The 25,526-nt window shown below is 61.0% G+C and carries 16 protein-coding genes; 13 read left to right on the top strand and 3 right to left on the bottom strand.

The features are described 5' to 3' along the window. Window positions 1-62 precede the first annotated feature (62 nt). A complete protein-coding gene (locus BMZ66_RS07845) occupies window positions 63-1,553 on the top strand; it encodes a peptidoglycan DD-metalloendopeptidase family protein (RefSeq protein WP_092670830.1) in 1,491 nt (496 codons plus the stop codon). A gap of 245 nt (window positions 1,554-1,798) precedes the next feature. Here the strand turns inward: BMZ66_RS07845 and BMZ66_RS25510 are convergent, their stop codons facing one another. Next, on the bottom strand, window positions 1,799-2,743 hold the full coding sequence (locus tag BMZ66_RS25510) for a GAF domain-containing DNA-binding protein (RefSeq protein WP_214606970.1): 945 nt from the start codon (window positions 2,741-2,743) through the stop codon (window positions 1,799-1,801). Between the two features lie 275 nt (window positions 2,744-3,018). Here BMZ66_RS25510 and BMZ66_RS07835 point away from each other — a divergent pair, with 275 nt between their 5' ends. From BMZ66_RS07835 to BMZ66_RS07815, 5 genes are all read left to right on the top strand, one after another. After that, complete coding sequence (locus BMZ66_RS07835) at window positions 3,019-3,294, top strand: Sec-independent protein translocase subunit TatA/TatB (protein WP_092670828.1); 276 nt, start codon at window positions 3,019-3,021, stop codon at window positions 3,292-3,294. A gap of 17 nt (window positions 3,295-3,311) precedes the next feature. Next, a complete protein-coding gene (gene tatA, locus BMZ66_RS26415) occupies window positions 3,312-3,806 on the top strand; it encodes a twin-arginine translocase TatA/TatE family subunit (RefSeq protein WP_092670826.1) in 495 nt (164 codons plus the stop codon). Window positions 3,807-3,838: 32 nt separating this feature from the next. Continuing rightward, a complete protein-coding gene (gene gatA, locus BMZ66_RS07825; protein ID WP_092670824.1) occupies window positions 3,839-5,266 on the top strand; it encodes an Asp-tRNA(Asn)/Glu-tRNA(Gln) amidotransferase subunit GatA in 1,428 nt (475 codons plus the stop codon). 240 nt (window positions 5,267-5,506) lie between these two features. Next, window positions 5,507-6,049, top strand: a complete 543-nt coding sequence (locus BMZ66_RS07820; protein WP_177204646.1) for a glycoside hydrolase family 97 N-terminal domain-containing protein — start codon at window positions 5,507-5,509, stop codon at window positions 6,047-6,049. A gap of 11 nt (window positions 6,050-6,060) precedes the next feature. Then, window positions 6,061-6,654 (top strand): glycoside hydrolase family 97 C-terminal domain-containing protein, encoded by a 594-nt coding sequence (locus tag BMZ66_RS07815; RefSeq protein ID WP_143080109.1) that lies wholly within the window; start codon window positions 6,061-6,063, stop codon window positions 6,652-6,654. A 69-nt stretch (window positions 6,655-6,723) separates the two neighbouring features. Here the strand turns inward: BMZ66_RS07815 and BMZ66_RS25090 are convergent, their stop codons facing one another. Then, window positions 6,724-6,993 (bottom strand): hypothetical protein, encoded by a 270-nt coding sequence (locus BMZ66_RS25090; protein WP_143080108.1) that lies wholly within the window; start codon window positions 6,991-6,993, stop codon window positions 6,724-6,726. Between the two features lie 388 nt (window positions 6,994-7,381). Between BMZ66_RS25090 and BMZ66_RS07810 the strand changes: the two genes are divergently transcribed. The 7 genes from BMZ66_RS07810 to BMZ66_RS07780 all read left to right on the top strand — a co-directional run bounded on the left by BMZ66_RS07810 (window position 7,382) and on the right by BMZ66_RS07780 (window position 24,888). Continuing rightward, entirely contained in the window at window positions 7,382-9,577 is a 2,196-nt protein-coding gene (locus tag BMZ66_RS07810; RefSeq protein WP_092670818.1) for a LysM peptidoglycan-binding domain-containing protein, read from the top strand. Between the two features lie 217 nt (window positions 9,578-9,794). Further along, window positions 9,795-12,068, top strand: a complete 2,274-nt coding sequence (locus BMZ66_RS07805) for an NADP-dependent malic enzyme (RefSeq protein ID WP_177204645.1) — start codon at window positions 9,795-9,797, stop codon at window positions 12,066-12,068. Between the two features lie 39 nt (window positions 12,069-12,107). Continuing rightward, window positions 12,108-13,922 carry a DUF885 domain-containing protein gene (locus tag BMZ66_RS07800; protein WP_092670816.1) on the top strand — a complete coding sequence of 605 codons (1,815 nt, stop codon included), beginning with the start codon at window positions 12,108-12,110 and terminating at the stop codon, window positions 13,920-13,922. A gap of 244 nt (window positions 13,923-14,166) precedes the next feature. Next, complete coding sequence (gene ruvA, locus BMZ66_RS07795; RefSeq protein ID WP_092670814.1) at window positions 14,167-14,772, top strand: Holliday junction branch migration protein RuvA; 606 nt, start codon at window positions 14,167-14,169, stop codon at window positions 14,770-14,772. Between the two features lie 192 nt (window positions 14,773-14,964). Further along, window positions 14,965-22,521 carry a T9SS outer membrane translocon Sov/SprA gene (gene sov, locus BMZ66_RS07790; protein ID WP_234795025.1) on the top strand — a complete coding sequence of 2,519 codons (7,557 nt, stop codon included), beginning with the start codon at window positions 14,965-14,967 and terminating at the stop codon, window positions 22,519-22,521. Window positions 22,522-22,677: 156 nt separating this feature from the next. Further along, window positions 22,678-23,058 carry a glycine cleavage system protein GcvH gene (gene gcvH, locus BMZ66_RS07785; protein ID WP_092670812.1) on the top strand — a complete coding sequence of 127 codons (381 nt, stop codon included), beginning with the start codon at window positions 22,678-22,680 and terminating at the stop codon, window positions 23,056-23,058. Window positions 23,059-23,097: 39 nt separating this feature from the next. Continuing rightward, window positions 23,098-24,888, top strand: a complete 1,791-nt coding sequence (locus BMZ66_RS07780) for a VanZ family protein (RefSeq protein ID WP_177204644.1) — start codon at window positions 23,098-23,100, stop codon at window positions 24,886-24,888. A gap of 89 nt (window positions 24,889-24,977) precedes the next feature. Here the strand turns inward: BMZ66_RS07780 and BMZ66_RS07775 are convergent, their stop codons facing one another. Then, window positions 24,978-25,514 carry a hypothetical protein gene (locus BMZ66_RS07775; protein WP_143080107.1) on the bottom strand — a complete coding sequence of 179 codons (537 nt, stop codon included), beginning with the start codon at window positions 25,512-25,514 and terminating at the stop codon, window positions 24,978-24,980. Window positions 25,515-25,526 lie beyond the last annotated feature (12 nt).

The raw sequence follows: 25,526 nt of genomic DNA, 5'->3' as shown, positions 1-25,526 counted from the left end.
GGTAGACTTTGAACATACAGGTAACAACGGTTGATAAAACAACGGCTCCTCGGGGCTACCACATGGCTGTGCGAGCCCGCCGGCAATGGTGGCTGCTGTGCCTACTCAGCCTGTGGCTGGCCCTGCCTGCCGCTGCGCAGCAACCCAAAAAAAAGCAGCCTGCCAAGACCAAGACTCCCACAAAGTCAACTCAAGTTAGCCCTTCCAAAACCAAGGCAAAAAGTGCTCCTACCCGCCGGGCCGCTCCCAAAAGCAAGGAGCAACTGGAGCGCGAGCGGCTGGCCAATCTGCGCCAGATTCAGGAAACCAGTCAGGCCCTGAATCAAACCCAGGAGAAGAAAAAGGTGAGCTTGGGTCAATTGAACGTCATCAAGGAAAAGCTGACCGAGAAAAAGCAGGTGATTCAGGGGATTTCGACCCAGCTGCAGGGCATTGAAAGCAACGTGCACCAAACCGCCAAGCAGGTGCTGCAAACCCAGCAAACCCTGCGGGAGCTAAAAGCTGAGTACGCGCGGCTGCTGTACACGGCCTCTAAAACGTCCAATGGTTTCAACCGATTGATGTTTCTGTTTGCGTCCGACTCGTTTAACGAGTTTGCGCTCAGGCTGCGCTACATCCGGCAGTACACCGAGGAGCGGCAGCGGCAAGCGGCCCGCATTATGGGTACGCAGCAGCAACTCAGCCAGCAGCTCACGGGCCTCACGCAGCAGCAGCGCCGCAAAAGCAGCTTGCTGAATACTCAGCTCAACGAAAATAAAAACCTGCTGACGCTGAAGACCAAGGAAGACCAGATGGTGCAGCAACTCAGCCAGCAGGAGCAGGGCCTGCGCCAGGAGCTGGAGGAGCGGCGGCGTGCCGTGGTGCAGCTTGACAACCTGATTGCCCAGCGCGTGCGCGAAGAAATAGCCCGCGCTGCCCGGGCCGCCCGCCTGGCAGCTCGGCGCCAGGCTGAGATAGCCGCTGCGGCCGCGGCCCGCCGTGCGGCCGCAGCGCGCAGTGCCGCCGGGGGCGGGCGCACGCGCTCGGACAACGACGATGCCAGCGCGGCCCCAGAATCTGATGCTCCCGAAACGGCGGCCGAAACCGCTGCCGACCGCCGCGCCGTGCGCATTGCCCTCACCCCCGAGTCGGCTCTGCTTTCGTCTTCGTTTGCTGGGAACCGGGGCCGGCTGCCCTGGCCCGTGAGCCGGGGCTTCATCAGCCAGCGCTTTGGGCGGCACGCGCACCCGGTGCTGAAAAACGTGACCGTGGAAAACCGCGGCGTTGATATTCAGACCGGCGCCGGCGAGTCGGTGCGCTCCTGTTTCGACGGCAAGGTGCTCACCATTGCCAATATCGCGGGTATGAACACCATTGTCATGATTCAACACGGCGACTTTTTCACGGTGTATGCCAAGCTCCGGTCCGTGAGCGTGCGCGAGGGCCAGCGCGTGAGTGCCAAAGAGGTAATTGGGGTGGTGGCTACCGACTCCGAGGGCACGTCCGAAGTGCAGTTTCAGGTGTGGCATAATTCGCAAAACCTGAACCCTCAGAGCTGGCTGGGCCACCGCTAAGGCAACGGCCGTGCGGTGAGCACGAAAAAAAACCCGCGCCAAAGGTGCGGGTCTTTCTGAGCTATGAAAACAAACTTAGTCGTCGGCCGCGGCGGCTACTAGCCTGCCCCAACCGATAACCGAAACAAAGGTGGGGCATTCGCGAGGCGGCCCGCGCTGCAACTCGGCGAGTAGTCAAATTCACCCGGCGAACGTCAGCTTTGCCTAGTTTTGAAGTTGAAACAGGGACGCGGCGCGGGTGGCGTTTATACCAGGTTTAGGCGCCCCAGCAGGCCCGATTTATAGGAGCTGCCAATGGGCACCCGCACCGGGGTGCGCGACAAGCTGGAGTCGCGCACGCCATCGAGCAAGGCCGAGTCGGCTTCGATGGTCATGATGCGGTCGAGGCGGACAATGTATTTGCGGTGCACGCGGGCAAAGTCCCGAACAGGAAGCTTGGTTTCCAGGTCTTTCATGGTGCTGTACACCGTGAACCGCTCGCGGGCTGTGTAGAGGTTCACGTAGTCGCCCAGGGCTTCCACGTACTGCAGGTCGGCGGTGGCAATGCGAACCAGGCGTTGGTCTTGTTTGACAAAAATCTCAGAGCGGTTGTTGGCGTAGAGCGCATCGCCGGCGTTGTTGGCCATGCGCAGCACCCCTTCCAGCTTCTGGCGTTCGTCTTCGAGCTGAATGCGGATGCGGCGGAGCTCCAAGTGGGCCATTACCTGCCGGGCCAGGATGCGCAGGGCCTCGCGCTGGTCGTCGTTGAGTTCGCGGGGCACGGTGTCGAGCGCGCACAGGGTACCCAACGGCTGGCCTTCGGGCGAGAGCAGCGGGGCGCCGGCATAGAAACGGATGTTGGGGTCGCCGGTCACGAGCGGGTTTTCCGCGAAGCGGGTATCGGCGGTGGCGTCGTTCACCTCGAACACGTCCTGGGCGCGCATGGCGTACTGGCAGAACGCGTGCTCGCGGGGCGTTTCCTTTGTTTCCAGCCCGACTTTGGCTTTGAACCACTGCCGGTGCCCGTCGATGAGAGAAACCAGCGACATGGGCGTGCCGCAAATAAATGCCGACAAGTGAGCAATGTCGTTGAATACCTGCTCCGGGTCGGTGTCGAGCACCTCGTAACTATGGAGGGCCTCTAAGCGCTCGGGCTCGTTTACTTGACGGAGAGCGGAGTCGGGCTGCGTGGGGCGCTTAGGTAATTTCACAGCGTAGGGAGATAATGAGGACATGGCTTGAGCTCAATTGGGCCAAGAAAGCTCAAGGTGAAAAGCTTAGCAAAGCTAACGCCCTGGGACAGGTGCAACTGGAGGGATTCCGGCCAACCCCAGCCAGCGCCCGGCCAATCGACACAAATCACCCCCCAAGGAGAGTAGATTATCTGCTAAAACCTTCTTGTCGGGTATCTTTGAGACTCCAAAAGGTGTTGGGCTTCGTATATCCTCCTTTATCACTCTAATCGGGCCCAGGGGCCCATCTCCTCATGCTTCATTCCTTGTTTCTAATCGGCAGCTTCGGGACAACCGAAATCCTGCTCATCGTGTTTGTGATTATTCTGCTGTTTGGAGCCAAGCGGATTCCCGAGCTCTTCAAAGGCATGGGCCAGGGCGTGCGCGAGTTTAAGGACGCGACCAAGGAGGCCGACAAGCAGCAGCCGCAGTACCGCGACCAGCCCACTACCCCTCCCGTGCAGCAGGGCTATCAGCAGCCCGTTCCGCCCGTATACAATCCTAACGACCCTACCAACCAGCCGCGCTAGTCTGCGCCCCGCAAGCCATGCAAACTCCTTTCATCCTCTTCCTGGGCGATATCGGCGGCTCCGAGATTATGCTGATAATGGTTGTTATCCTCATTTTCTTTGGGGCCAACAAAATTCCTGAGCTCGCCCGGGGCCTTGGCAAGGGCATTCGTGAGTTCAAGGACGCCAGCACCGAAATCCGCAAGGAATTTGAGCAGGCCGGCCAGCCTTCGCAGCCCAGCTACACGCAACAGCAAACACCCGTGTACGATGCGCAGAACCCGTCTTCGTCCTCGCTGTCTTCGCCGGCCGCGTCTACTCCTCCGGTAGCCGAAACCGGTTCTGGGTTCGACCCTTGGGCGGCGCCAGCTACGGCCTCGGTACTGCCCACCGCCGATGCTGACTACTCATTTGAGAACCAGAACGAAGACCCGGCTCCGCCCGTGACCCCTACCTTGCCGCCCAACTTGGCGCCCGAGGGCACCCAGCCCCGGCAGCCCTATGTTCCGGCTTCCCCCAATCCTAACGTATAACGCCAAATCGGGCACCTAATCTGCAGAACAGTTTGAAGCGTTTTCATTCTTTATCCGAAGTTCGTAACGAGCTGGCGGCGGGCACCACGTCCTGCCGTCAGCTCGTTGAGTATTACCTTGGCAACATCGAGCGCCAGCAGCACCTCAACGCCTTCCTGGAAGTGTGGGCCGACGAGGCCCGGGCCCAGGCCGATGCCGTAGACGCGAAGCTGGCCGCTGGCACCGCCGGGCCCTTGGCCGGCATGGTCATCGGCCTGAAAGATGTGCTGGCCTATGCCGGGCACTCGCTGCAAAGCAGCAGCCTGATGCTCGACGGCTTCAAATCGCTGTTTACCGGCACTGCCGTGCAGCGCTTGCTCGATGCCGACGCTATTCTCATCGGCCGCCAGAACTGCGATGAGTTTGCCATGGGCGGCTCGAACGAAACTTCCTACTTCGGCCCGGCACGTAATGCAGCCGACCCAGAACGGGTACCCGGCGGCTCATCGGGCGGCTCGGCCGTGGCCGTGCAGGCCGATATGTGCTTGGCCTCGATAGGCTCGGATACGGGCGGCTCGGTGCGGCAGCCGGCGGCTTTCTGCGGCGTCATTGGCTTGAAGCCCACGTATTCGCGCATCTCGCGCTACGGCCTAGTGGCCTTTGCCTCGTCGTTCGACCAGATTGGGCCCATCACCCGCTCGGTGCAGGATGCGGCCTTGCTACTGGAAGTAATGGCCGGTCCCGATGACATGGACAGCACCGCCAGCCAGCGCGAAGTGCCCGCCTATAGCCAGCAGCTCACGCCCGCCCCGCACTACCGCATTGGCTACATTGCCGATGCCATCAACAGCGAGGGCCTGAACCCGGAAATCAAGTCGGCGCTGGAAACCCAGCTCGACATTCTGCGTGGCCAGGGCCACGTGGTGGAGGCTGTGGACTTTCCCTACCTCGACTTCATGATTCCTACCTACTACATCCTCACCACGGCCGAAGCCAGCTCTAACCTGGGCCGCTTCGACGGGGTGAAGTACGGCTACCGTGCCCCGGATGCCACGGACCTGGAGTCGCTCTATAAAAAAAGCCGTTCGCAGGGCTTTGGGGCCGAAGTGCAGCGGCGGATTCTGCTCGGCACTTTTGTGCTCAGCGCCAACTACTATGACGCTTACTACACCAAGGCTCAGCGCGTGCGCCGTCTGATTAAGGACAAGACCGACGAGCTGTTGCGTCAGTTTGATTTCCTGGTGTTGCCTACTACGCCTACCACGGCTTTCAAATTAGGCGAGAAGCAAGACCCCGTGTCGATGTACTTGGCCGATATTTTCACCGTTCAGGCCTCGCTGGCCGGGGTGCCCGCCATCTCAGTGCCGGTGGGGGAGGATGCTACTGGCTTGCCCATAGGCTTGCAGGTAATGGCTGGGGCGTTCCGCGAAGCGGACCTCCTGGCATTTGCTAGCGTGCTTACCGAAGAGGTTCTGGTCTAGCACTGCAACCTTTGTTCTAGAGCTTGGCCGTTCTGATTCGAGCGTTTAGAACCAGAACAGTATAAAGTATTCAGCCGGCTGCCAAGTGGTTTTTGACCGCCTGGCAGCCGGCTGATTGCATTATTTGCTTATGAATAAGCGTAAGCATACCTTTTGAATTTTTACGTGCTATCTGTCCCATGCTGGAAGCTTCCTTGACAATTGCCTTTCTTCTCACTGCTATGTTAGCCTGGGCCAATTGTGATTTCCAGCCCGGACGGGTCCGTGCAGGTGACGGTGAATGTTACGGACCACGGTTCACCGGTTTATACGGTAGCGTACCACAAAGCGGAGGTTATTCAGACTTCCCGGTTAGGGCTGCGGTTGGCCGATGCTGACTACACGCAGGGGCTTGCACTGACCAATGCGGGCAAAGCACAGCGGGTGACCGACGCTTACACGTTGGCGAACGACAAACGGGCAAACTGCCGCTACGAAACCAATCGGCAGGAACTGACATTTGCTGGCAGTAAAGGGCGAAAAATCAACATCATTTTTCCGATTTCTAACGACGGGGTGGCGTTTCGCTACCTGCTGCCGGGCAAGTCGGATGAGGTGCAGCGGGTGCTGAGCGAAAGCACAATTTTTCACTTGCCCGCGGCTGCCCGGGCCTGGTTGCACCCGCACGCGGTGGCCCAGACGGGCTGGGCCAATACGCAGCCCTCGTACAAGGAAAATTATCAGATGGGCAGGGCTGGTCGTTTCCAGCCCTCTTTCAAGCAGGCGGAAAATGGGTATTGCTAACCGAGGCCGACATGGGGCGGAGCTACTGTGGCACCCACCTGGCGCACCTTTCACCCGATGGCGAATACGGTGTGGCTATGCCCCAGGAGCAGGAAGGCACCATGCCCACGCACTGCGCGGTGCTGCCGTTTACGCGCAACGCCGTAGGTCCCATGGATTTCACGCCGGTTTGCTTTTCGGAGATTCCCAACCGCAAGCACATCACTACCAACGGCTTTGAACTGGCGCTCTCGGTGGTGTTTCAGTCGGGCATTCAGCACTACGTGGAGGTGCCGGAGGGCATGGCCCAGCAACCGCCCTACGTGGTTGACTTTTTGCGTAACCTGCCCGCCCGCTGGGACGACGTGAAATTTCTGGATGGCTTTCCCGGAGAGTTTGCCGTGGTGGCCCGCCCGGCAAAAGGCAAATGGTACGTGGCCGGTATCAATGGCAATGCCACCGACAAGACCATCACGCTGGATATGTCGAAGCTAGGTGCCGCCAGTGGCGGCACCCTCATCACGGAGGGCGGCACTGCCCGCAACTTCAGCACCCGGCGCGTGAGCGGTGGCACGCTCACGTTGCCACTAAAGGCCCGGGGCGGGTTTGTGCTGGAGCTGGATTAAGCTTCAATCCAGCCTTCGGTTATCTCTGGGCGCAAGCAATTTTGTACCTGCTTGTTTGCCGTGAGCCAGCTAGCGGGTTCGGCTCGCTGGCGGCGAGGGAGTCTGTGGGCCCAGCAGGCGACCTGCTTTCGACGGGGTCACGAAGGGAACAGGGTTGCTGGCAGGCCGGCTCATTTGGACGGTGTCAGCCTCGGTGGCGGTGGCGGGCGCAGGCGTCGGTGCGCTGGCAGTTGCGGGGGCGTCTTGCGCCACTGGCGACTCGGCTGCCGGGCCATTGCAGGCCGCCAGCCATGCACCGGCCGCTACGAGCAGCCCGCGGACGGCATGAGTAATTTGCATGGAGGTAATGTTAGTGGAAAAGGAATCGGATAGTGAGCCCTTTCAACTGACTATGTGCCCGTAAGGTTGTAGTTCTTGGCTCAAGCCGCCGCTGGAATGCTTGGGGCGTTAGACTTGAGACAAGTTGAACGAAGGGAGAATCATGCTTATACGAGCCGAGGAACCCAGTAAGGTGGGGCAGAGTGGGCGTTTTCGCGGTAAGAGCAGGCGTAGTTCTACCAGCTGATTTTCTTTCTCTCGCTCTTTTCACGCCTTGGGTAAGTTGTTGGCTCCCTTTGCTGTCAGAGCCGGTTTTGCCTTGGCGTTAAGATGGCGGCGCTGAGGTTGCTGCAAAAAAACGTTGGGCCTTACCTATACAAGTTCTTTACCCTTGCCCTACCTTAGTGCTATGAAGCAAGGGATTAAGCGAACAAAAACCATCCGAGGCAGCCACCTGTGGCTGATGCTGGTGCTGCCTTGGCTACTGTTTAAAACGACAGACACAATGGCCCAGCGGGGGCGCAAGCACCGCGCTGTTGAACCAGTAACGCCCACGATGCCCGCTTTGCTGGGCGATACCGTGCAGGTGCACCTGGAACTGCAGCCCGACTCGTTGGTGGCCGTGCCCATGCCCACCACCATCGACTCGGCCCGCCTGGAGTGGTTGCGCACCCCGCCCACCTTGCGCGACTTGGTTTGCGACCGGGTAAGCTGCTTCGAAACCGACGTACCGCACCAGTTCAACAACTCGGTGATGGCCTTCGTGACCTTGTTCACGGCCCGCAACCGCAGCTACATGCAGCGCGTGCTGGAACGCGAGAACTTCTACTTCCCGCTTTTTGAAAAGTACCTGGCGCAGTACAACCTGCCCACCGATTTGAAGTACCTGGCCGTGGTGGAGTCGGCCCTGATTCCGACGGCCAAATCGCGCGTGGGCGCCACCGGCCTCTGGCAGTTTATGGGCCCCACGGCCGGCGACCTGCGCCTGCAGCGCGACGACTGGGTGGATGAGCGCATGCACCCCGAAAAAGCGACCGAGGCGGCTTGCAAGCACTTGCGCTACCTCTACGGCATCTTCCACGACTGGGAGTTGGTGCTGGCGGCGTACAACTGGGGTGCGGGGAGCGTGCAGCGCACTATGCGCCGTACCGGCAAAACCAACTTCTGGGACCTGTACCCCCACATGCCGGCCGAAACGCGCAACTACGTGCCCACCTTCACGGCCATCATGTACAGCATGAAGTACGCCGAAGCCCACGGCCTGCGCACCGAAAACCTAAACTACCAATACGCCGAGCCCGTGGATACGCTGGGCCTGCGCGGCCAAGCGTTCGATTTGCGCCGCCTGAGCCAGGCCTGCGGCTTTGAGGACTCCTTGTACCTCACGCGGTTCAACCCCGAGCTGCGGAGGGCGGCGCTGCCCTCCGGCTATCGGCCTTACATAATCCGCTACCCTGCCGCGGCCGCTGTTAACCTAAAAGGGGTGGACCGCGCTACGCTGCTTACCTATTGTCAGCCCCTCACGGAGCTGCCACAACCCCTGCCCGTGCTGCCGCCCCGCCTCGAGGGGGTAGAGCCCTGGGTGAGCCGGCAAATGCTGGCGGCTACCGAAGGGCCGCGCGCCCAGGCCGAGACCACCGCACCGCGCTTCCGCAAAGTGCCGCACAAAGTGCGCCGCGGCGAAACCCTGGCCAGCCTGGCCGAACGGTTTGAGGTGAGCCAGGCCCAACTGCGCCGCTGGAACGAGCTGCCCAAGGGCCGGCCGCTGAAGCCGGGCCGGGAGCTGGTCGTATTTGTGCCCGTGCCGGCCGCGGCGCCCAGCCGGCCCGTCGCGCCAGTGGTAGCGGCGGTGCCCGAGGCTATTGCCGTGGCGCCTCGTGCGATGGTATCGCCGGAAGTAGCTGCCGCGCGGCAAGCCCAAGCCGAAGCCAATGCCCGCGAGGTGGCCCGGATGCAGGAGCTAGCCCGGCAGGAAAAAGCGCAGGAGGTGCGCCTCATGGCCATCCGGCAGCGGCAGGCCATTCAGCAAGCTGCTGCCGATGTAAAGGCCCGGGCTGAAGCCAAGGCCGAGGCCCGGCGCCTGGCTCAGACCCAAGCCGCCGAAACTAAGAAAGGCGACGACAAAGCACTGGCGGCCGTAGCGCCAGAAGTTGCCTCGGAAGCAGCACCTGCCGAGGAAGCTGCTCCCATGGTGGCCTACACCGTACGCCGAGGCGATTACCTCAACAGGCTGGCTCGTGAGCATAACGTGACGGTGGCCCAGCTGGTGGAGTGGAACCAGCTCCAATCGGAAACGGTAACGCCCGGCCAGCGCTTGGTGCTGCGTGCACCCGCCGAACGTGAGGCCGCGCCCGAAGCGCCTGCTCAGCAGCTCAAAGCCATAACTAAAGCAGTGGCGAAGGCGGCGGTAGCCCCGGCTCCGGCAGCCCGACCGGCCCTAGATAAGCGGCTGGAGCCGTCCAAGGTGCACATGGTGCAGCGGGGCGATACCCTGTTCAATATTTCGCGCCGTTTTGGCGTGAGTGTGAAAGTGCTGCGGGAGCTCAACAACCTCACTTCGGATGAGGTGAAACTGGGTCAGAAGCTGCTAGTGCCGCAAAGCTAGCGCCCATCAAACCGGCCGTAGCGCGCCCCGCGGCCAAGCGGGAGGTTGCCTCTTAGGTTAAAGCTCAAAGTCCTGGCCAGCCTCCGCAACACAAAACCTTAATGGGTTGGCACAGCGGCAGCTACAAAATAAACGCAGCCTTGCTGCGTATTTACCGCTAATTTCGCCCTACACGGCCGCGCTGCCCGCGCGGCCGTTCCAATTTCTGATAATACCGATGCTGAAAATAAACAAACAGGACGCCCTCAACTACCACTCGCAGGCACCGGCGGGCAAGCTGGAAGTAGTGCCCACCAAGCCCATGAGCACGCAGCTCGACTTGGCGCTGGCCTACTCGCCCGGCGTGGCTGAGCCCTGCAAGGAGATTGCCGCTAACCCCGACGACGTGTACAAGTACACTGCCAAAGGCAACTTGGTGGCCGTGATTACCAACGGCACCGCCGTGCTGGGCCTGGGCAACATCGGCCCCGCCGCCAGCAAGCCGGTGATGGAAGGCAAGGGCGTGCTGTTCAAAAAATTTGCGGGTCTCGACTGCTTCGACATTGAGATTGACGCCACCGACCCCGACGAGTTTATTCGCATCGTGAAGTCGTTGGAGCCCACGTTTGGCGGCATCAATCTCGAAGACATTAAGGCGCCCGAGTGCTTCCGGATTGAAACCGAGCTGCGGGATAAGATGAACATCCCGCTGATGCACGACGACCAGCACGGCACGGCCATTATCTCCTCGGCGGCGCTGCTAAATGCCTTGGAAGTGGTAGCAAAGCGCATCGACCAGATTAAAATGGTGGTGAGCGGAGCCGGCGCGGCGGCCATTTCCTGCCTGCGCCTGTACGTGGCGCTGGGCCTGAATAAGGAAAACGTGGTGGTGTTCGACAAGGACGGCATCATCAACCTGTCCCGCACCGACCTCGACCCGCTGCAAATGCAGTTTGCTACTACCCGCGACATTACGACGCTGGAAGAAGCCATGCACGGGGCCGATGTGTTTCTGGGGCTCTCGGCCGCCAAGGTGCTGCCAGCCGGCTTGCTATTGCACATGGCCGACAGCCCCATCGTGTTTGCCCTGGCCAACCCCGAGCCGGAAATCAGCTACGAGCTGGCCACCAGCACCCGCGGTGACCTGATTATGGCCACCGGCCGCTCCGACCATCCTAATCAGGTCAACAACGTGTTGGGCTTCCCCTACATCTTCCGGGGGGCTATGGACGTGCGCGCCACCGAAATCAACGAGGCCATGAAGCTGGCCGCCGTGCACGCGCTGGCCCAGCTGAGCAAAGAGGCCGTGCCCGAAATAGTGAATAAGGCCTACGGCGATAATACGCTGGCCTTTGGTCCTACGTACTTGATTCCTAAGCCGCTCGACCCGCGCCTTATCACCACCATTAGCCCGGCCGTGGCGCGCGCGGCCATGGAAAGCGGCGTGGCCCGCCTGCCCATTTCGGACTGGGCGGCCTACGAAGACCAGCTCCGCGCCCGCATGGGCGTGAACCAGAAGCTGATGAACCGCATCACCTCGGCCGCCCGGGCCAACCCCAAGCGGGTGGTGTTTGCGGAAGCCGACAACTACAAGATTCTCAAAGCCGCTCAGATTCTGCGCGACGAGGGCATTGCCATCCCCATTCTGTTGGGCCCGCAGGAAACCATCGAAACCATTGCCCGGGCCAACAGCCTGGATTTGGAAGGCTGTGAGATTATCAACATCCTGAAGCAAGACGAGAAGCGCGCCGAGTACGCCGCCATTCTCTACGAGAAGCGGCAGCGGCGTGGCATGACCCTCTACGAGGGCCGCCGCCTGATGCGCGAGCGCAACTACTTCGCCGCCATGATGGTGGAAACCGGCGAGGCCGACGCCTGCATCACCGGCCTCACCAAGGACTACGGCAAGAGCATTATTCCCTCGCTGCAGGTTATTGGCACCGAGGAAGGCGTGCGGCGCGTGGCTTCCATGTACATCATTCAGCACAAGAAAGGCCCGTACTTCTTTGCCGATACCACGGTGAACATCAACCCCACGGCTGAAGAGATGGTCGAGATTATCGGCCTCACGGCCCGGGCGGTGCGCTTCTTCGACACCGAGCCGCGCATGGCGGTTATCAGCTACTCCAACTTCGGCTCGAACGCCGGCCCGCTGCCCGAGAAAACCCGCCGGGCCACCGAGCTGGCCAAAGCCCGTTTCCCCAACCTGCTGATTGACGGCGAGATGCAGGCCAACGTGGCCCTAAGCCCGCAACTGCTGCAGGACCACTACGGCTTCAGCCCGCTAGCCGAAAAAGGCGCCAACACCCTCATTTTCCCTAATGTGGAGTCGGGCAACATTGCCTACAAAGTGCTGCAGGAAATTGGCGGCGCCGAGGTAATCGGGCCGGTGCTCATGGGCATGCGCAAGCCGGTGCACATTCTGCAGCTGGGGGCCAGTGTGCGCGAGATTGTAAACATGGCATCCATTGCTGTGGTAGATGCGCAACAAGATGGCAGTATGGCACTGTAATAATGTTGTATAGTAGAATTAAAAGTTCTACTTTGCGGGATGAAGAAAATCGTCCTGCGCACACTGGCGGCTTTATTGCTGATTATCGTCGTGTTGGTAGTCAACACCGTTTGGTTTAAGCCCTTCTTTATTCGGGCTTTCTACGAGAAGGTGTTTGTCCAAGTCGCCTTCGACTCGCCGGAGATGTTATCGTCGCTGCGGCTGGTCGAAGGCGTCGGCATTCAGGGCCACAACCAGAAGTTGGACGACGCCTCCGATGCCAAAGACACCGAGACCCTGGAGCGCCTGCAGCAGGACCTTGCCACCCTGCACCGCTACGACACCACCGGCATGCGCGGCCAGGACCGCCTCAACTACCAAGTGCTCGACTGGTACATGACCAACGCGGCGGAGGGCGCGACGTTCCGCTACCACAATTACCCCGTCAACCAAATGCGCGGGGAGCAGAACGGGTTTCCGTCCTTCATGGCCAGCGTGCACCAAGTGCACAACCGCCGCGACGCCGACTACTACAACCAGCGGCTAGCCGCGGTGAAAGTGAAGTTTGCGCAGGTGCTCGAGGGACTAAAAATCCGGGAGCAGCGGGGTATAATACCGCCCACCTTTGTGATTGACAAGGTGCTGTCCGAAATGTCGGGCCTGGTAGAGCAGCAGCCAGAGCAAAATATTCTCTACACCTCGCTGGTCGAGAAGCTGATGAAGGCGAAAGACCTAGACGCCACCGCGCAAGCGGAAATACTAGCCGAAACCAAGCGCCAGATTCAGGGCAATGTGTACCCGGCCTACCAGAGCTTAATAGCCTATTTTACTGCCCTGCGCCCCCGGTCTACGAACGACGCGGGCGTGTGGAAATTTCCTAATGGCAAGGATTTCTACGCCTACTGCCTGCGCCGCAGCACCACCACCAATCTCAGCGCAGCTCAGATTCACCAGCTAGGCTTGCAAGAAGTTGCGCGTATTACGGCCGAGATGCGGGCCATTCTGCAGGCCCAACGCGTGCCTGGGGCCGACAGTGTGGGGCCCACCATGGCCCGGCTGGGCGAGGAAGCGCGGTTCATGTACCCCGATACCGACACCGGACGCACGCAGATATTGGCCGACTACAAAACCATTCTCGCCGAAGTTGATAAGGGCCTGAGCAGCGCCTTTCGCATGCGGCCCAAAGCCAGCCTGGATGTGCTACGGGTGCCCGAGTTCAAGCAAAAAACATCGGCCGGCGCTTACTATGAAAGGCCCGCGCTCGACGGCTCGCGGCCCGGCATATTCTTCGCCAATCTTTTCGACGTGAAAGCCACTCCCAAGTTTGGCATGCGCACGCTGGCTTACCACGAGGGCATTCCGGGGCACCACTTCCAGATAGGCGTGGCGCAGGAGCTCAAGGGCTTGCCCACGTTTCGCACCCTGATTCCGTTCACAGCCTACAGCGAAGGCTGGGCGCTGTACGCCGAGCGCGTGGCCGCCGAGCTGGGCTTCGAGCAAGACCCCTACGACAAGCTGGGCGGCCTGCGGGCCGAACTGTTTCGCGCCGCCCGCCTAGTAACGGATACCGGCCTGCACGACCAGCGCTGGACCCGCGAGGAAGCCATCCGCTACATGCGCCAAACCACCGGCATGGCGGTGTCGGACGTGACCGCCGAAGTAGAGCGCTACATTGTGATGCCCGGCCAGGCCTGCGCCTACAAGGTGGGCATGCTGAAGATTCTGGAGCTGCGCGAGCGGGCCAAGCAGGAGCTGGGCTCGAAATTCGACCTGCGCGACTTTCACGACGCGGTGCTGAAAAACGGCGCCCTGCCCCTGAGCGTTTTGGAACAGGTGGTCGGCACTTACATCGCGGGCAAAAAAGCCAGCGCCTGATTCGGCGGTCCGAACGGGGTTAAGCGGAAATATCGCCTTCGTGCCAGCGCACGGGGGCGATATTTCCTTTTTTTAGCCAAATTATTTGGCCAAAAAGCCAGTAAATTTGGGATAGAAACCGGCGAGTCTACTGTTGAGTATGCCAGCCGGTTCCGGCTTTTTATCAGTACTTCGGGCGAAATTCCACAGTGCTGCTGGCCTGCTGAGGGACTGGCGCCTGCCTCGCTTTTATTTCATTTCCTGCATGATTGCCTACCTAGACGGTAAACTCGCTTACAAAGACGCTACGCAAGCCATTGTCGACATCCTTGGGGTGGGCTACGAAGTTCGAATTTCGCTCGCTACCTACTCCAAGCTGCCCCCCGAGGGGGCAGCCACTAAAATTTACACCTACCAGCACATCAAGGAAGACGGGCAGACCCTCTACGGTTTTCTCGACCCGAGCGAAAAGGCGCTGTTTATGCAGCTCATTTCGGTGTCGGGCATCGGGCCGGGCACGGGCATTGTGATGGTGAGCAGCATGAGCGTGGGCGAGATTCGCGAGGCCATCGTGAACGAAAACGTGCGGGCCATCCAGAGCATTAAAGGCGTGGGTCCCAAGACGGCCCAGCGCGTTATACTGGAGCTAAAAGACAAGCTGCGCAAAGACGAGCTGCTGGCCAAAGCCGGGGTAGACACCGTGCCGCTGGCCCGCCAACACAATACGCGCCGCTCGGAGGCGTTGCAAGCCCTGGTGACCCTGGGCTTTGCGCGGGCCGCCGCCGAAAAGCAGCTGGACCAGATTCAGCAGAAGCACGGCGGGGAGCTTAGCGTGGAGGAATTGATTAAATTTGCTTTGAAGTCGCATTGAGTCGCGGCGAAAATTTTCGGGTTTTCGCTGTCTCAGGGTTGCTCACGCTGGTATCGGCTCATTGGGGCCGGCCACTGGGCAACTACTCGCTCGATTTCTGACCACTGATGGCCGGGCGCCATTGGCTTATTTTATACAGAACGCCTTGCCCAACGCGAACCGTGGGGCAAGCGCCACTATCCACTTAGCTGCTTGAAATTCGGTCAGAAGATACTCCCAGCGTCGGTTGTTGCGGTCGCGTCCCTGCTGACCTGGTGGGCGCAGGCCTCTCCACTGGTAGGCTCGCGCCTGACCAGCGGTCGGCTGCGTGCCAGCCGCACACTGGCTCTCGATACGCCCGAGCCCGCAGGAGCTGTGGCCGATACCTTGGGCCCTTACAAGCCCACTCGCCGGCCGCGGGTGCGCGCCCAGGACCGGCCCGGCAGTCCGTTTGGCGTGCGTCGCCGCGAGTCGCCGTTGGTGCTGCCGTTGCCTAATAACGTGAAACTCGACGTTACGGTTGACGACAGCCTCAAGCAATTTGATGTGAAGGAGCGGGTGGGGGCCGAGATTGACTACCGCGACCCCAGCGTGCTCACCTACGACCAGTACGCCGAGTTTCAGCGGCGCGAGGGCATCCGGGGGTACTACCGCGACAAGGCCAAGGGCGGCGTGACCGGCCCCGAGGCCGCGGCGGGCACGCCGCAGGCCCAGCGCCTCATTCCCAAGATATACCTGGGCCCTGTGGCCAACCGCATTTTTGGCGGCAGCTACGTTGATATTCGGCCCGCGGGCTCGGTCACGCTCAAGTTTGGCTGGCGCCACAACCGCAACGAAAATCCGGCCCTGACCCTGCGCCAGCAAAGCGTGGGCGACTTCCTGTTCGAGCAGAACATCAACGTCAACCTGACCGGCGCCATTGGCACCAAGCTCAAGCTGGTGTTCAACTACGACACCAAGGCCTCGTTCGACTTCGACAACCAGATGCGGTTCGACTACGCGGGCGAGGAAACGGACATCATTCGCAAGGTAGACCTGGGCAACGTGAGCCTGCCCCTCACCAACTCCCTGGTGCAGGGCGGGCAAAACCTGTTTGGCGTGAAAACCCAGCTGCAGTTTGGCAAGCTGGGCGTGACGGCCGTGGCTGCCACCGTGCGCGGTACGGCCGACGAAATTCGGATTCAGAACGGCGCGCAGAGCCGGCAGTACGAAATCAAGGCCAGCCAGTACGAGCGCGACCGGCACTTCTTTCTGTCGCACTTTTTCCGCGAGCGCTACGACCAGGCGCTGCGCAACCTGCCCACCATCCAGAGCGGCATCACCATCACCCGCGTGGAGGTGTACGTGACCAACGACAACCGCACCACCGAAAACCTGCGCAACGTGGTGACGCTGATGGACCTGGCCGAGCCGCTGCGGCTCTATCAGGACAGGTACCGGCAGGGCAGCCCCACCCAGCAGGTGCCGGCCAAAAACAGCGCTAACTCGCTGTACCAAACCCTGATTAGTACTCCTTCTGCCCGCGACAACCTTGGGGTAGATGCTGTTTTGCAAACTGGTCAGGGCCTGAGCAAAAACATTGACTTTGAGCGGGTACGAGCCCGCAAGCTTGACCCGCGTGAATTCACCTTCAACCCGCAGCTCGGCTACGTGTCGCTGAACACGGCCCTGCTGCCCGACCAGGTGCTGGGCGTGAGCTACCAGTACCTCTTCAATGGCCAAACCTATCAGGTAGGGGAAACGCAGGACGAGTACGCCACCCGGCGCCCCGACGAAGTGGTGTTCCTGAAAATGCTGCGGGCCAGCAACCCCGGCGTGGGCGTGGCCGACCCCAGCAAAAACCCGCTAAACCTGAACCTGCTGACGCGCAACACGCCGACCTGGGACCTGATGATGAAAAACATCTATCCCCTGAACGCTTCGCAGCTGCAGCGCGACAACTTCCAGCTGCAGCTCATTTACAAAGACGACGAAACCGGCGTCGATTTGATTTCGCTGAAGGAAGGCGCCCGCATTGCCAACCGCCCGATTATTGAGGTGCTGAACCTCGACAACGTAAACCCCAACAACGACCGCAACCCGGACGGCAACTTCGACTTTTTCCCCGGCGTCACCATCGACCCGGAGCTGGGCAAGGTCATTTTCCCGAACGTGGAACCCTTCGGCTCCTACCTGCGGTCGCAATTCGACCCCAGCGAAACCGACCTGATTGAGAAGTACGTGTACGATGAGCTGTACACCCAGACCCAGAGCGACGCCCAGCAGCGGCAGGAAAAGGACAAGTTTTTCCTGCGCGGGCGCTTCCAGGGCGGCGCCGCATCCAACGAAATTTTGCTGCCGGGCATTGGCATTGCGCAGGGCTCGGTGCGGGTGCGGTCGGGCTCAACGCTGCTCACTGAGGGCGTCGACTACCAGGTGTTCTACGACCAGGCCAAGGTGCAAATCCTCAATCCGGCCTACCTGAACTCGGCCAATGAGCTGCGGGTGGAGTTTGAGAAAAATGCCTTGGTGCAGGTGCAGCCGCGCCAGATGTTGGGCGTGCGCCTCGACTACCGACTGAACAAGGACGTGAACATTGGCGGCACGGCCCTGCACCTGCTCGAGCGGCAGGCCCCCGGCATCAACCGCGTGAACATCGGCGACGAGCCCGGCAACAACACCATTGTGGGGCTCGACGGCAGCATCCGCAAAGACAGCCGGGTGCTCACCAAGTACCTCGACATGCTTCCGTTTGTGTCGACCAAGGAGATTTCCACCATTGCCTTTAGTGGAGAGTTTGCCAAGCTGCTGCCGGGGAAATCACGGCTGGGCAACGGCGAAGATGGGGTGTCGTACATCGACGACTTCGAGAATGCGCGCACGCCTTACACCCTCGGGGGGCTGGCTTCCATTCCGGCGTGGCGCCTGGCGGCCACTCCCTTGCCCATTACGGGTAGCACGGCCGTGGGCCTGCCCTCCAACTACCAGCGCGCCAAGCTGGCCTGGTACACCATCGACCAGAGCTACTACACCGGCGGGCCCAACGTGCCCGGCAACATTGGGGCCGGCGACCTGACCAACCACTACGTGCGCGGCATTAAGCGCGACGAGGTATTCCCCAACAAGGACCTGGGGGCCACTGGCAACGGCTACGAGTACACGTTCGACATGGCCTACTTCCCCAACGAGCGGGGGCCTTACAACTACAATCCCAATATTGATGCTGCTGGTAAGCGGTTCGCTGGCGCCGAGCGGCCGCAGGATAAGTTTGGCGGCATCAGCCGGGCCATCACCTTCGATACCGACTTTGACAACTCCAACATCGAATACCTCGAGTTTTGGATGATGGACCCATTCCTGAAGGTGACCAACCCGAACGCGCCCAACGCACGGGTGAGCGTGACCGACCAGGACGGCAACGACGTGGTCAACACCACCGGGGGCGAACTGCTCATCAACCTGGGCAACGTGAGCGAAGACGTGCTGAAAAATGACAACCAGCACGAATTTGAGAACGGCCTGCCCACCACCGACGACCCCCAGGAAATACGCGACAATAGCAGTCCCACGGTGTGGGGGCGCGTGACGCGCCAGCAATTCCTGACCGATGCCTTCAACGCTGCCCCCGGTGCCCGGGAGCGGCAGGACGTGGGCCTCGACGGCGTGAACGACAACAGCGAACGGGCTCAAACCCAGTACGGCGCGCCTTACACCTCCCTGCCCGACCCCTCGGGCGACAACTTCCGCCACCACCTCGACCCTAGCTACGACCAGACCAACACCAAGCTGCTGGGCCGCTACAAGGACTACAACGGCTACGAGGGCAACTCCCCCGAAAACAACCAGCTCAGCTCGACGGCCTTCCCCGACAAAGAAGACCTGAACCGCGACAACGTGGTGCAGGACGTGGAGCGCTACTACGAATACCGCATACCGCTGCGCCCCACCACGGTGGCTGGTGGCGGTCTTGAAGTCGGCCAGAACTTCATCATCGACAAGGTAACAAACGCGGACGAGCGCACCAGCGGCGATGCCGTGACGTGGTACCAGTTCCGTATTCCGATTCGGGAGGGCTTCACCGTGCGGGGTGCCCAGGACGAGTTTGGCTTCAAGAACATCCGCTTCCTGCGCATGTACATGACCGGCTGGGAGCAGCCCGTGGTGCTGCGCCTGGTGCAGCCGCAGTTTGTTGCCAACCAGTGGCGCCGCTTCATCTACCGCATTGTGGACACTCGCCAAGGCAATACGCCGCCCGTGGGCACGCTCACCGACGCCGACGCCTTCAGCGTGTCGACGGTGAGCGTGGAGGAAAACGGCCTGGCCGTGGGCAGCAGCATTCCCTACGTATCGCCGCCCGGCATTCTGCGCGACCGCGAGTACGGCAGCAGCAGCGTTGCCCGCCTGCAAAATGAGCAAAGCCTGCGCCTGTCCGTCACGAACCTGCGCGATGGCTACGCCAAGGCGGCTTATAAAAATATAACCATTAACATGTTGCGCTACAAGCGCCTACGCATGTTCTTGCACGGCGACAGCGAAGATGCAAGCGTGGAACAAGGCCAGACGCAGGTGCAGGGCTTCATTCGCATCGGCACCGACTACACCCAAAACTTCTACCAGTACGCCTTGCCGCTGGTGATGACCCGGCGCGGCGAGACCTCCGTTGACCAGGTATGGCCCGTGGCCAACCGCATCGACGTGGCGTTTCAGGATTTTATCGATGCCAAGTCGGAGCGCAACAAGCTGCGCATCCCCTACCAGGTTCCCTACACCAAAACCCTGCCCAACGGCGCCACCATTACGGTGGTCGGCAACCCCGACTTTTCGGCGGTGCAGGGCGTGATGATAGGCATGTTGAACCCCACCGCTGATGGCGTGGACCCCAGCGCAACCAGCGTGAGCGCCAACCTGTGGGCCGATGAATTCCGGGTGTTTGACTTTGAGCAGCAGGCCGGCTACGCCGCCACTGCCCGCCTCAATGTGAAAATGGCCGACTTAGCTAACATCACGGCCACGGGCAGCTTCACCAGCGTAGGCTTTGGCGGCCTGCAGGACAAAGTGCAGCAGCGCTCCATCGACGATGCGTTCCGTGGCGACTTGCAGGCCACGGTGGCCGCCGAGAAGTTCTTGCCCGAGCAGCTGCAGCTGCGGGTGCCCGTGCTGCTGCAGGTGGGCCACGAAAGCCGCGCCCCCCTCTACGACCCCCTCGACCCCGACACCAAGCTCAACCAGAGCCTCGAAAAGTTTACCAACCCCACCACCGGCGAAACCAACACCGCCGCCCAGGCCGAGTACCGCAGCAAGGTCATCGACCAAACCACCAGCCGCAGCATCTCGCTGCTGAACGTGCGCAAGGAACGCGGCCCCGGCAAGCCCGGCGCGGCGCCCACCACGCCCAAGCCCTGGGACATTGAGAACCTGGCCTTGAGCTATTCCCTCACCGACCGCCTGCACACCGACATTCGCACCGAGCGCGACTATACCCGGGCCTATACCGCCGCCGTGGCCTACGTGTACCAGACCACGCCCAAGAATTACACGCCCCTGAGCAAGATAACGGCGCTGGATAACCCCTACCTGAAGATTTTCCAGGAGATAAACTTCACGCCGCTGCCCTCGCGCTTTTCCTTCCGCTCCGACATTGACCGGCGCTACAACGAGCGGTTCCTGCAGCGCGTGCTCGCGCCCGGCGAACTGCCCGTGCAGGCCGGCTCACCCGTGATTCAAAAGTCGTTCTTCATCAGCCGCATCTACGACCTGAAGTGGGACCTGACCAAGAGCCTGATTTTTGACTACACCGCCAACAACCGCGGCGTAGTCGACGAAGGCCTGGGCCGCACCATTGGGGGCAGCGATGTGGCCGTCCGCAACCGCCGCGAGCTGCAGGAAAACCTGCTGCGCGGCGGCCGCACCACCAACTTCAACCAGGTAGCGGCGCTCACCTACCGCCTGCCGCTCGACAAGTTCCCGCTTACCGACTGGCTAAGCGCCGACACCCGCTATTCGGCCAGCTACACGTGGCAGGCCGCGTCCACGGCGCTACTTGCTCCGCTGAACCCTGTGCCCACCGGCGACGAGGAACAAGACGCCAGAACCGAAGAGCTGGCCCTGGGCAACACCATCCAGAACAACCGCGAAATCAGCGCCAACGGCCGCATCGACCTGGTGAAGCTCTACAACAAGGTGCGCTTCCTCAACATCATCAACAACGCCCCGCCGCCCACGGCGCGGCCCCGCCCCGAGCCGCGGACCCGCGCCCAGGCCCAGGAAGGGGGCCAGCAGCCTGCAGCAGCCGACACCACCAAGGAAGCCAACCGCTTCGTGAAAGCCGTGCTCCGTTCGCTGATGACGGCCCGCTCGCTCAACTTTACCTACGTGCGCACCGACGGCACCCTGCTGCCGGGCTACCTGCCCAAGACCCGCGCCTTCGGCCTCGACAATGATTTTACCGCCCCGGGCGTGCCGTTCATTCTGGGCAAGCAATACGACCTGCCCAACCTGTTTGACCGCGCCCGCAGCAACGGCTGGTACACCGACCGCAGCGAGTTCCTCAACACTCCGCTGAGCTCCCTGCTCACGGAAACGCTCACGCTGCGCACTGCCCTGGAGCCATTCCGCGGCTTCAATATTCAGGTAGATGCCCGCCGGCAGCTGGCCCGCAACCAGGAAGTGTACTACCGCAACCTGCTCGACACGGTAACGCTGCTGCCCGTGCGCAACCCCAGCACCGGCCTCACGCAGCTCGCTAATAACCCGCTGCTCGGCACGGGTTCTTTCCAGACGTCCACGGTCACCATCCAAACGCTGTTTGGTGATTTGGGCCGCAACGGCGAAACCTCAAAGGCCTTCAACCGATTCGTGTCCAACCGTGCCAAAGTGCGGCAGAAGCTCACCGATGCCAACCCAATTGCCGGCCCCACTGGCTACGGCTACAATTCGCAGGAAGTGCTGGTGCAAAGCTTTATCGACGCCTACCACGGCCGCGACTCGGACGGTTACGAGGCCAAGAAGTTCAACCCGTTTGCTATGCTGCCCCTGCCCAACTGGCGGGTTGACTACAACGGGTTTGCCGACTTGCCCGTCATCAAGCAATACTTCTCGTCGTTCACCCTCAACCACGCTTACTCGTCGACCTACAGCGTGGGCAGCTACACCACGTCCACGGTATACGCTCCCGATTTCAATCCCGAGAGCCAGTTTCCCAACCTTAGAAACGCCTCCAACCAGCTAATTCCCTACTACGTGGTGGGGCAGGTAAGCATCATTGAGCGCTTGTCGCCGCTTATCGGCGTCAATTTCCAAACCGTGAGCCGGGCCACCGGCCGCCTGGAGTACCGCACCGACCGCGCCGTGGTGCTCAACACCACTAACTCGCAGGTGACCGAACTGTACACCAACGAGATAATTGTGGGCCTGGGCTACGCCACCAACAGCCTCAAACTGCCCTTCAAAGTGGGCGGCGAGCAGCGCGTGTTGCGCAACAACCTCACGGCCCGCCTCGACCTGAGCATTCGCGACAACATCAGCGTGCAGCGCAGCATCCTCGACGTGGTCGACGTGGGCACCCCCCCGCAGCCTGGTTCCACAGGCCCCCTTGAGGGCCGCGCCGAAGGGCAGATTACCAACGGCTCGAAAACCTTCCAGCTGCGCCCCACCATCGATTACCTGCTGAACACGCGCCTGAACCTGCAGCTGTACTACAGCCAGACCATCACTACGCCTCGCATCAGCAACGCCTTCCGCAATTCCATGACCGAGGGCGGCCTGCAGCTGCGCTACAGCCTCACGCAGTAGCAGTTATGAATCAGGAGCGACGAATTGTGAGGTGAGTTGGTCGGTGCGGGGCCGTGCTTGTCGCGGGCACTGGTATTTGGTCCTTACTTTTGGGCATGAGCCGGAGGCTGCTGCTCGAACTCATCATTCATAACTCACCATTCATAACTCTCCCCAATGAACCTGCCCGCCACCTTACACTACACCAAGGATCACGAATGGATTCGCGTTGAGGGCGATGTTGCCTACGTAGGCATCACCGACCACGCTCAGAAAGAGCTCGGCGATATTGTTTACGTCGACATCGACACGCTTGACAAAGAAGTGGCCCAGCACGAAGTGTTTGGCACTGTAGAAGCTGTGAAAACGGTTTCCGACCTGTTCAGCCCCATCACCGGCACGGTGCTGGAGGTGAACGCCAAGCTGGGCGACGCTCCCGAAACCGTAAACGCGGACCCTTACGGCGACGGCTGGATGGTGAAAATCTCCATTGCCAAGCCCGAGGAGCTGGAAGAGCTGTTGTCGGCCGAAACCTACGGCGAGCTGGTAGGCGCTTAAAACTGTAGCGTTCGCTTTAGCTTGTGCGTTGAGATGCCCATGCCCGCCCCCCCCACGCCCAAGCCACTACCGACGCTGCCGCCCCGCCGCCCCTACGCGGCCCTACCCATTCTGTGGGCCATTCTTGTCTTGGTGCTCACGCTCACGCCGGCCCAGGAAATGCCAATCACGCCCGTTTGGGAGCTGTTGTCGTTCGACACAGCGGCCCATGCGGGCGTGTTTGTGGTTTTGGCGGGGCTCAGCTGGTTCTCGCTATCGCGGCAGCGCCGCTGGCCACGTTTGGCCCGGCATGTGGGGCTGGTGGTGGTGGTGGGCAGCACCCTGTTTGGGGGCCTGATTGAACTACTTCAGCACACCATGGGCCTGGGCCGCCAAGGCGACTGGACCGACCTGCTCAGCGATGCCATCGGCGCGGCCGTAGCAGTAGGCGTGCTGACTGCGTGGGCCAGCTGGCGGGCGCGCCGGACCGGCTACGCGGCAGCTATGCTGTGGCTAACAGGAGCCGCAGCTGCCATGAGTGCCACCCCGGCGCCCGCCAAGGCGCAGGACATGCCGCGGGTGCGCCGCACCATCGAGAAGCTGGCTGCGCCGCAGATGCACGGGCGCGGCTACGTGAAGGACGGTGATAAAAAAGCGGCGGCCTACCTGCGCGGCCGGCTGAAAGAGTTGAAGCTAGAGCCGCTGGCCCCGGATTATACCCAGCCGTTTACGTTGGACGTGAACACGTTTCCGAGTAAGATGGATTTTCGGCTTGAGCACGGTTTTGTGCCAGGGCTGGGGCCAAAGTGGCGGCTGCAGCCCGGACGCGACTTCATTGCTACGGCGAATTCGGGGGGTGGGCAGTTGAGCGGTCGGTTCCTGCGCTACCTGGACAGCGTCACGGTTAGTACTCCTGCGGGGGTGGAGGAATTTTTGCGTACCAGCCAATTCAAGCGCGACGGCCAATACTCCTGTATGGTAGTACTACTCGACCGATACGTGCAGCAACCGGCGCACTTGCCGGAGGCCGTGAGAGCCCGTCTCGATAGTGTGGCTGCTGTGCTGCGCGTGGTCCCAAAGCTGACAGCCTCAGTAGCGGCCACGCAAAGCAAGCAGGTGCAGCTCGAAGCACTGCCGCACCCAATGCTTCATCGAATTGGTGCACCTATTTCTTCTCCCGCCTGGACATCGACCACGGCTATCGATGCCCAGCTCCGGCGCAACTATCAAACCCAGAACCTCGCCGCCGTCATTCGCGGCACCGCGCAGCCCGATTCGTTCCTCGTTGTTACGGCCCACTACGACCACCTGGGCCGGATGGGCAAGGACGTGTACTTCCCTGGCGCCAACGACAATGCCAGCGGCGTAGCCCTGCTGCTGGAGCTGGCCGCCCACTACGCCCGCCCCGAAAACCGCCCCGCCTGTTCCGTGGCCTTCCTGCTCTTCGGGGCCGAAGAAGCTGGCCTGGTAGGCTCCCGCTACTTTGTGGCGAAGCCGTTGGTGCCGCTGCAGCGCATCAAGTTTTTGGTGAACCTCGACTTGCTGGGCACCGGCGAGCAGGGCGCCACCGTGGTCAATGGCCGGCTGCTGGAAGCGCCTTATCAACGGCTCGTGGCCCTCAACGATGCCCATCGCTACCTACCGCAGCTGGCGCCCCGTGGCCGTGCGGCCAACTCCGACCACTTTCCGTTCTCCGAGGCGGGAGTGCCTGCTTTCTTCCTCTACACGCGGGGCGGGAGCACGGCCTACCACGACGTGAACGACCGCCCCGAGGCCCTGTCGCTGGCGGGTTTTGCCGGAGCCTTTGGGCTGGTGCGCGACTTCCTCAACGGCATGGGTGCTGCCAAGTAGAGAGCATAAAAAAGCCTCTGCAGTTGGCTGCAGAGGCTTTCGATAATGTATAGCTAGTTTATCGATAATGAAGGGGAACGAGCTGCGGCCTAGCCTTTGGCTTTCAGCGACAGCATAATTTGCTTGGCGATGGGCTCCCACTCGGGCTTCTGGCGGTCAGCACAGTTAAAGGTGCAAATCATCAGCTTGCCTTCCACGTCGGTGAAGAACACCAGGGTGTATACTTCGTGGCCCATTTCGGGCTTCATGAACTCCAGGTAGCCCACCTTGCGGTTGTTGATGTTTTTCACACCATCGCCAAACCAGGTAGCGTCTTTGTACTGCTTGTGGTAAGTTTTGCTGAACGAGCCAGCATAGATGTCGACCATGTCCTGGTCGGCATCGTTGTCGCTGTAGTTAAAAGCCAGGCTGATGAGGTTGTTATTCGTGAAAATAACGCTCGGGCGGCTCTGGGCTTTGGCGTAGGCGAAATCCATCTGCTGCTCGGTCATCACCTCGAAGCCTTTGGGAATCAGGATTTCCACGCGCTCGCTGAGCACGCGCTTTTTTATCAGCTCAATTTCGGATGCCGGGTGCGCAGCCGTCAGTATCAACCCAAGAATAAGGAGTAGAAGTGTAGATTTCATGCTAATGAGGAT

The sequence above is a fragment of the Hymenobacter arizonensis genome, assembly GCF_900115775.1.
Classification (GTDB): Bacteria; Bacteroidota; Bacteroidia; order Cytophagales; family Hymenobacteraceae; genus Hymenobacter; species Hymenobacter arizonensis.
The sequence above is the reverse complement of the archived record's forward strand: the minus strand, read 5'-3'. Positions and strand labels throughout refer to the sequence as shown.

Coding starts and splice junctions, on each gene's coding strand:
- BMZ66_RS07845 (WP_092670830.1), top strand. CDS start 63: ATGGCTGTGCGAGCCCGCCGGCAATGGTGGCTGCTGTGCCTACTCAGC.
- BMZ66_RS07835 (WP_092670828.1), top strand. CDS start 3,019: ATGCTTCATTCCTTGTTTCTAATCGGCAGCTTCGGGACAACCGAAATC.
- tatA (WP_092670826.1), top strand. CDS start 3,312: ATGCAAACTCCTTTCATCCTCTTCCTGGGCGATATCGGCGGCTCCGAG.
- BMZ66_RS07815 (WP_143080109.1), top strand. CDS start 6,061: ATGGGGCGGAGCTACTGTGGCACCCACCTGGCGCACCTTTCACCCGAT.
- BMZ66_RS25090 (WP_143080108.1), bottom strand. CDS start 6,993: ATGCAAATTACTCATGCCGTCCGCGGGCTGCTCGTAGCGGCCGGTGCA.
- BMZ66_RS07810 (WP_092670818.1), top strand. CDS start 7,382: ATGAAGCAAGGGATTAAGCGAACAAAAACCATCCGAGGCAGCCACCTG.
- BMZ66_RS07805 (WP_177204645.1), top strand. CDS start 9,795: ATGCTGAAAATAAACAAACAGGACGCCCTCAACTACCACTCGCAGGCA.
- BMZ66_RS07800 (WP_092670816.1), top strand. CDS start 12,108: ATGAAGAAAATCGTCCTGCGCACACTGGCGGCTTTATTGCTGATTATC.
- ruvA (WP_092670814.1), top strand. CDS start 14,167: ATGATTGCCTACCTAGACGGTAAACTCGCTTACAAAGACGCTACGCAA.
- gcvH (WP_092670812.1), top strand. CDS start 22,678: ATGAACCTGCCCGCCACCTTACACTACACCAAGGATCACGAATGGATT.
- BMZ66_RS07780 (WP_177204644.1), top strand. CDS start 23,098: ATGCCCGCCCCCCCCACGCCCAAGCCACTACCGACGCTGCCGCCCCGC.
- BMZ66_RS07775 (WP_143080107.1), bottom strand. CDS start 25,514: ATGAAATCTACACTTCTACTCCTTATTCTTGGGTTGATACTGACGGCT.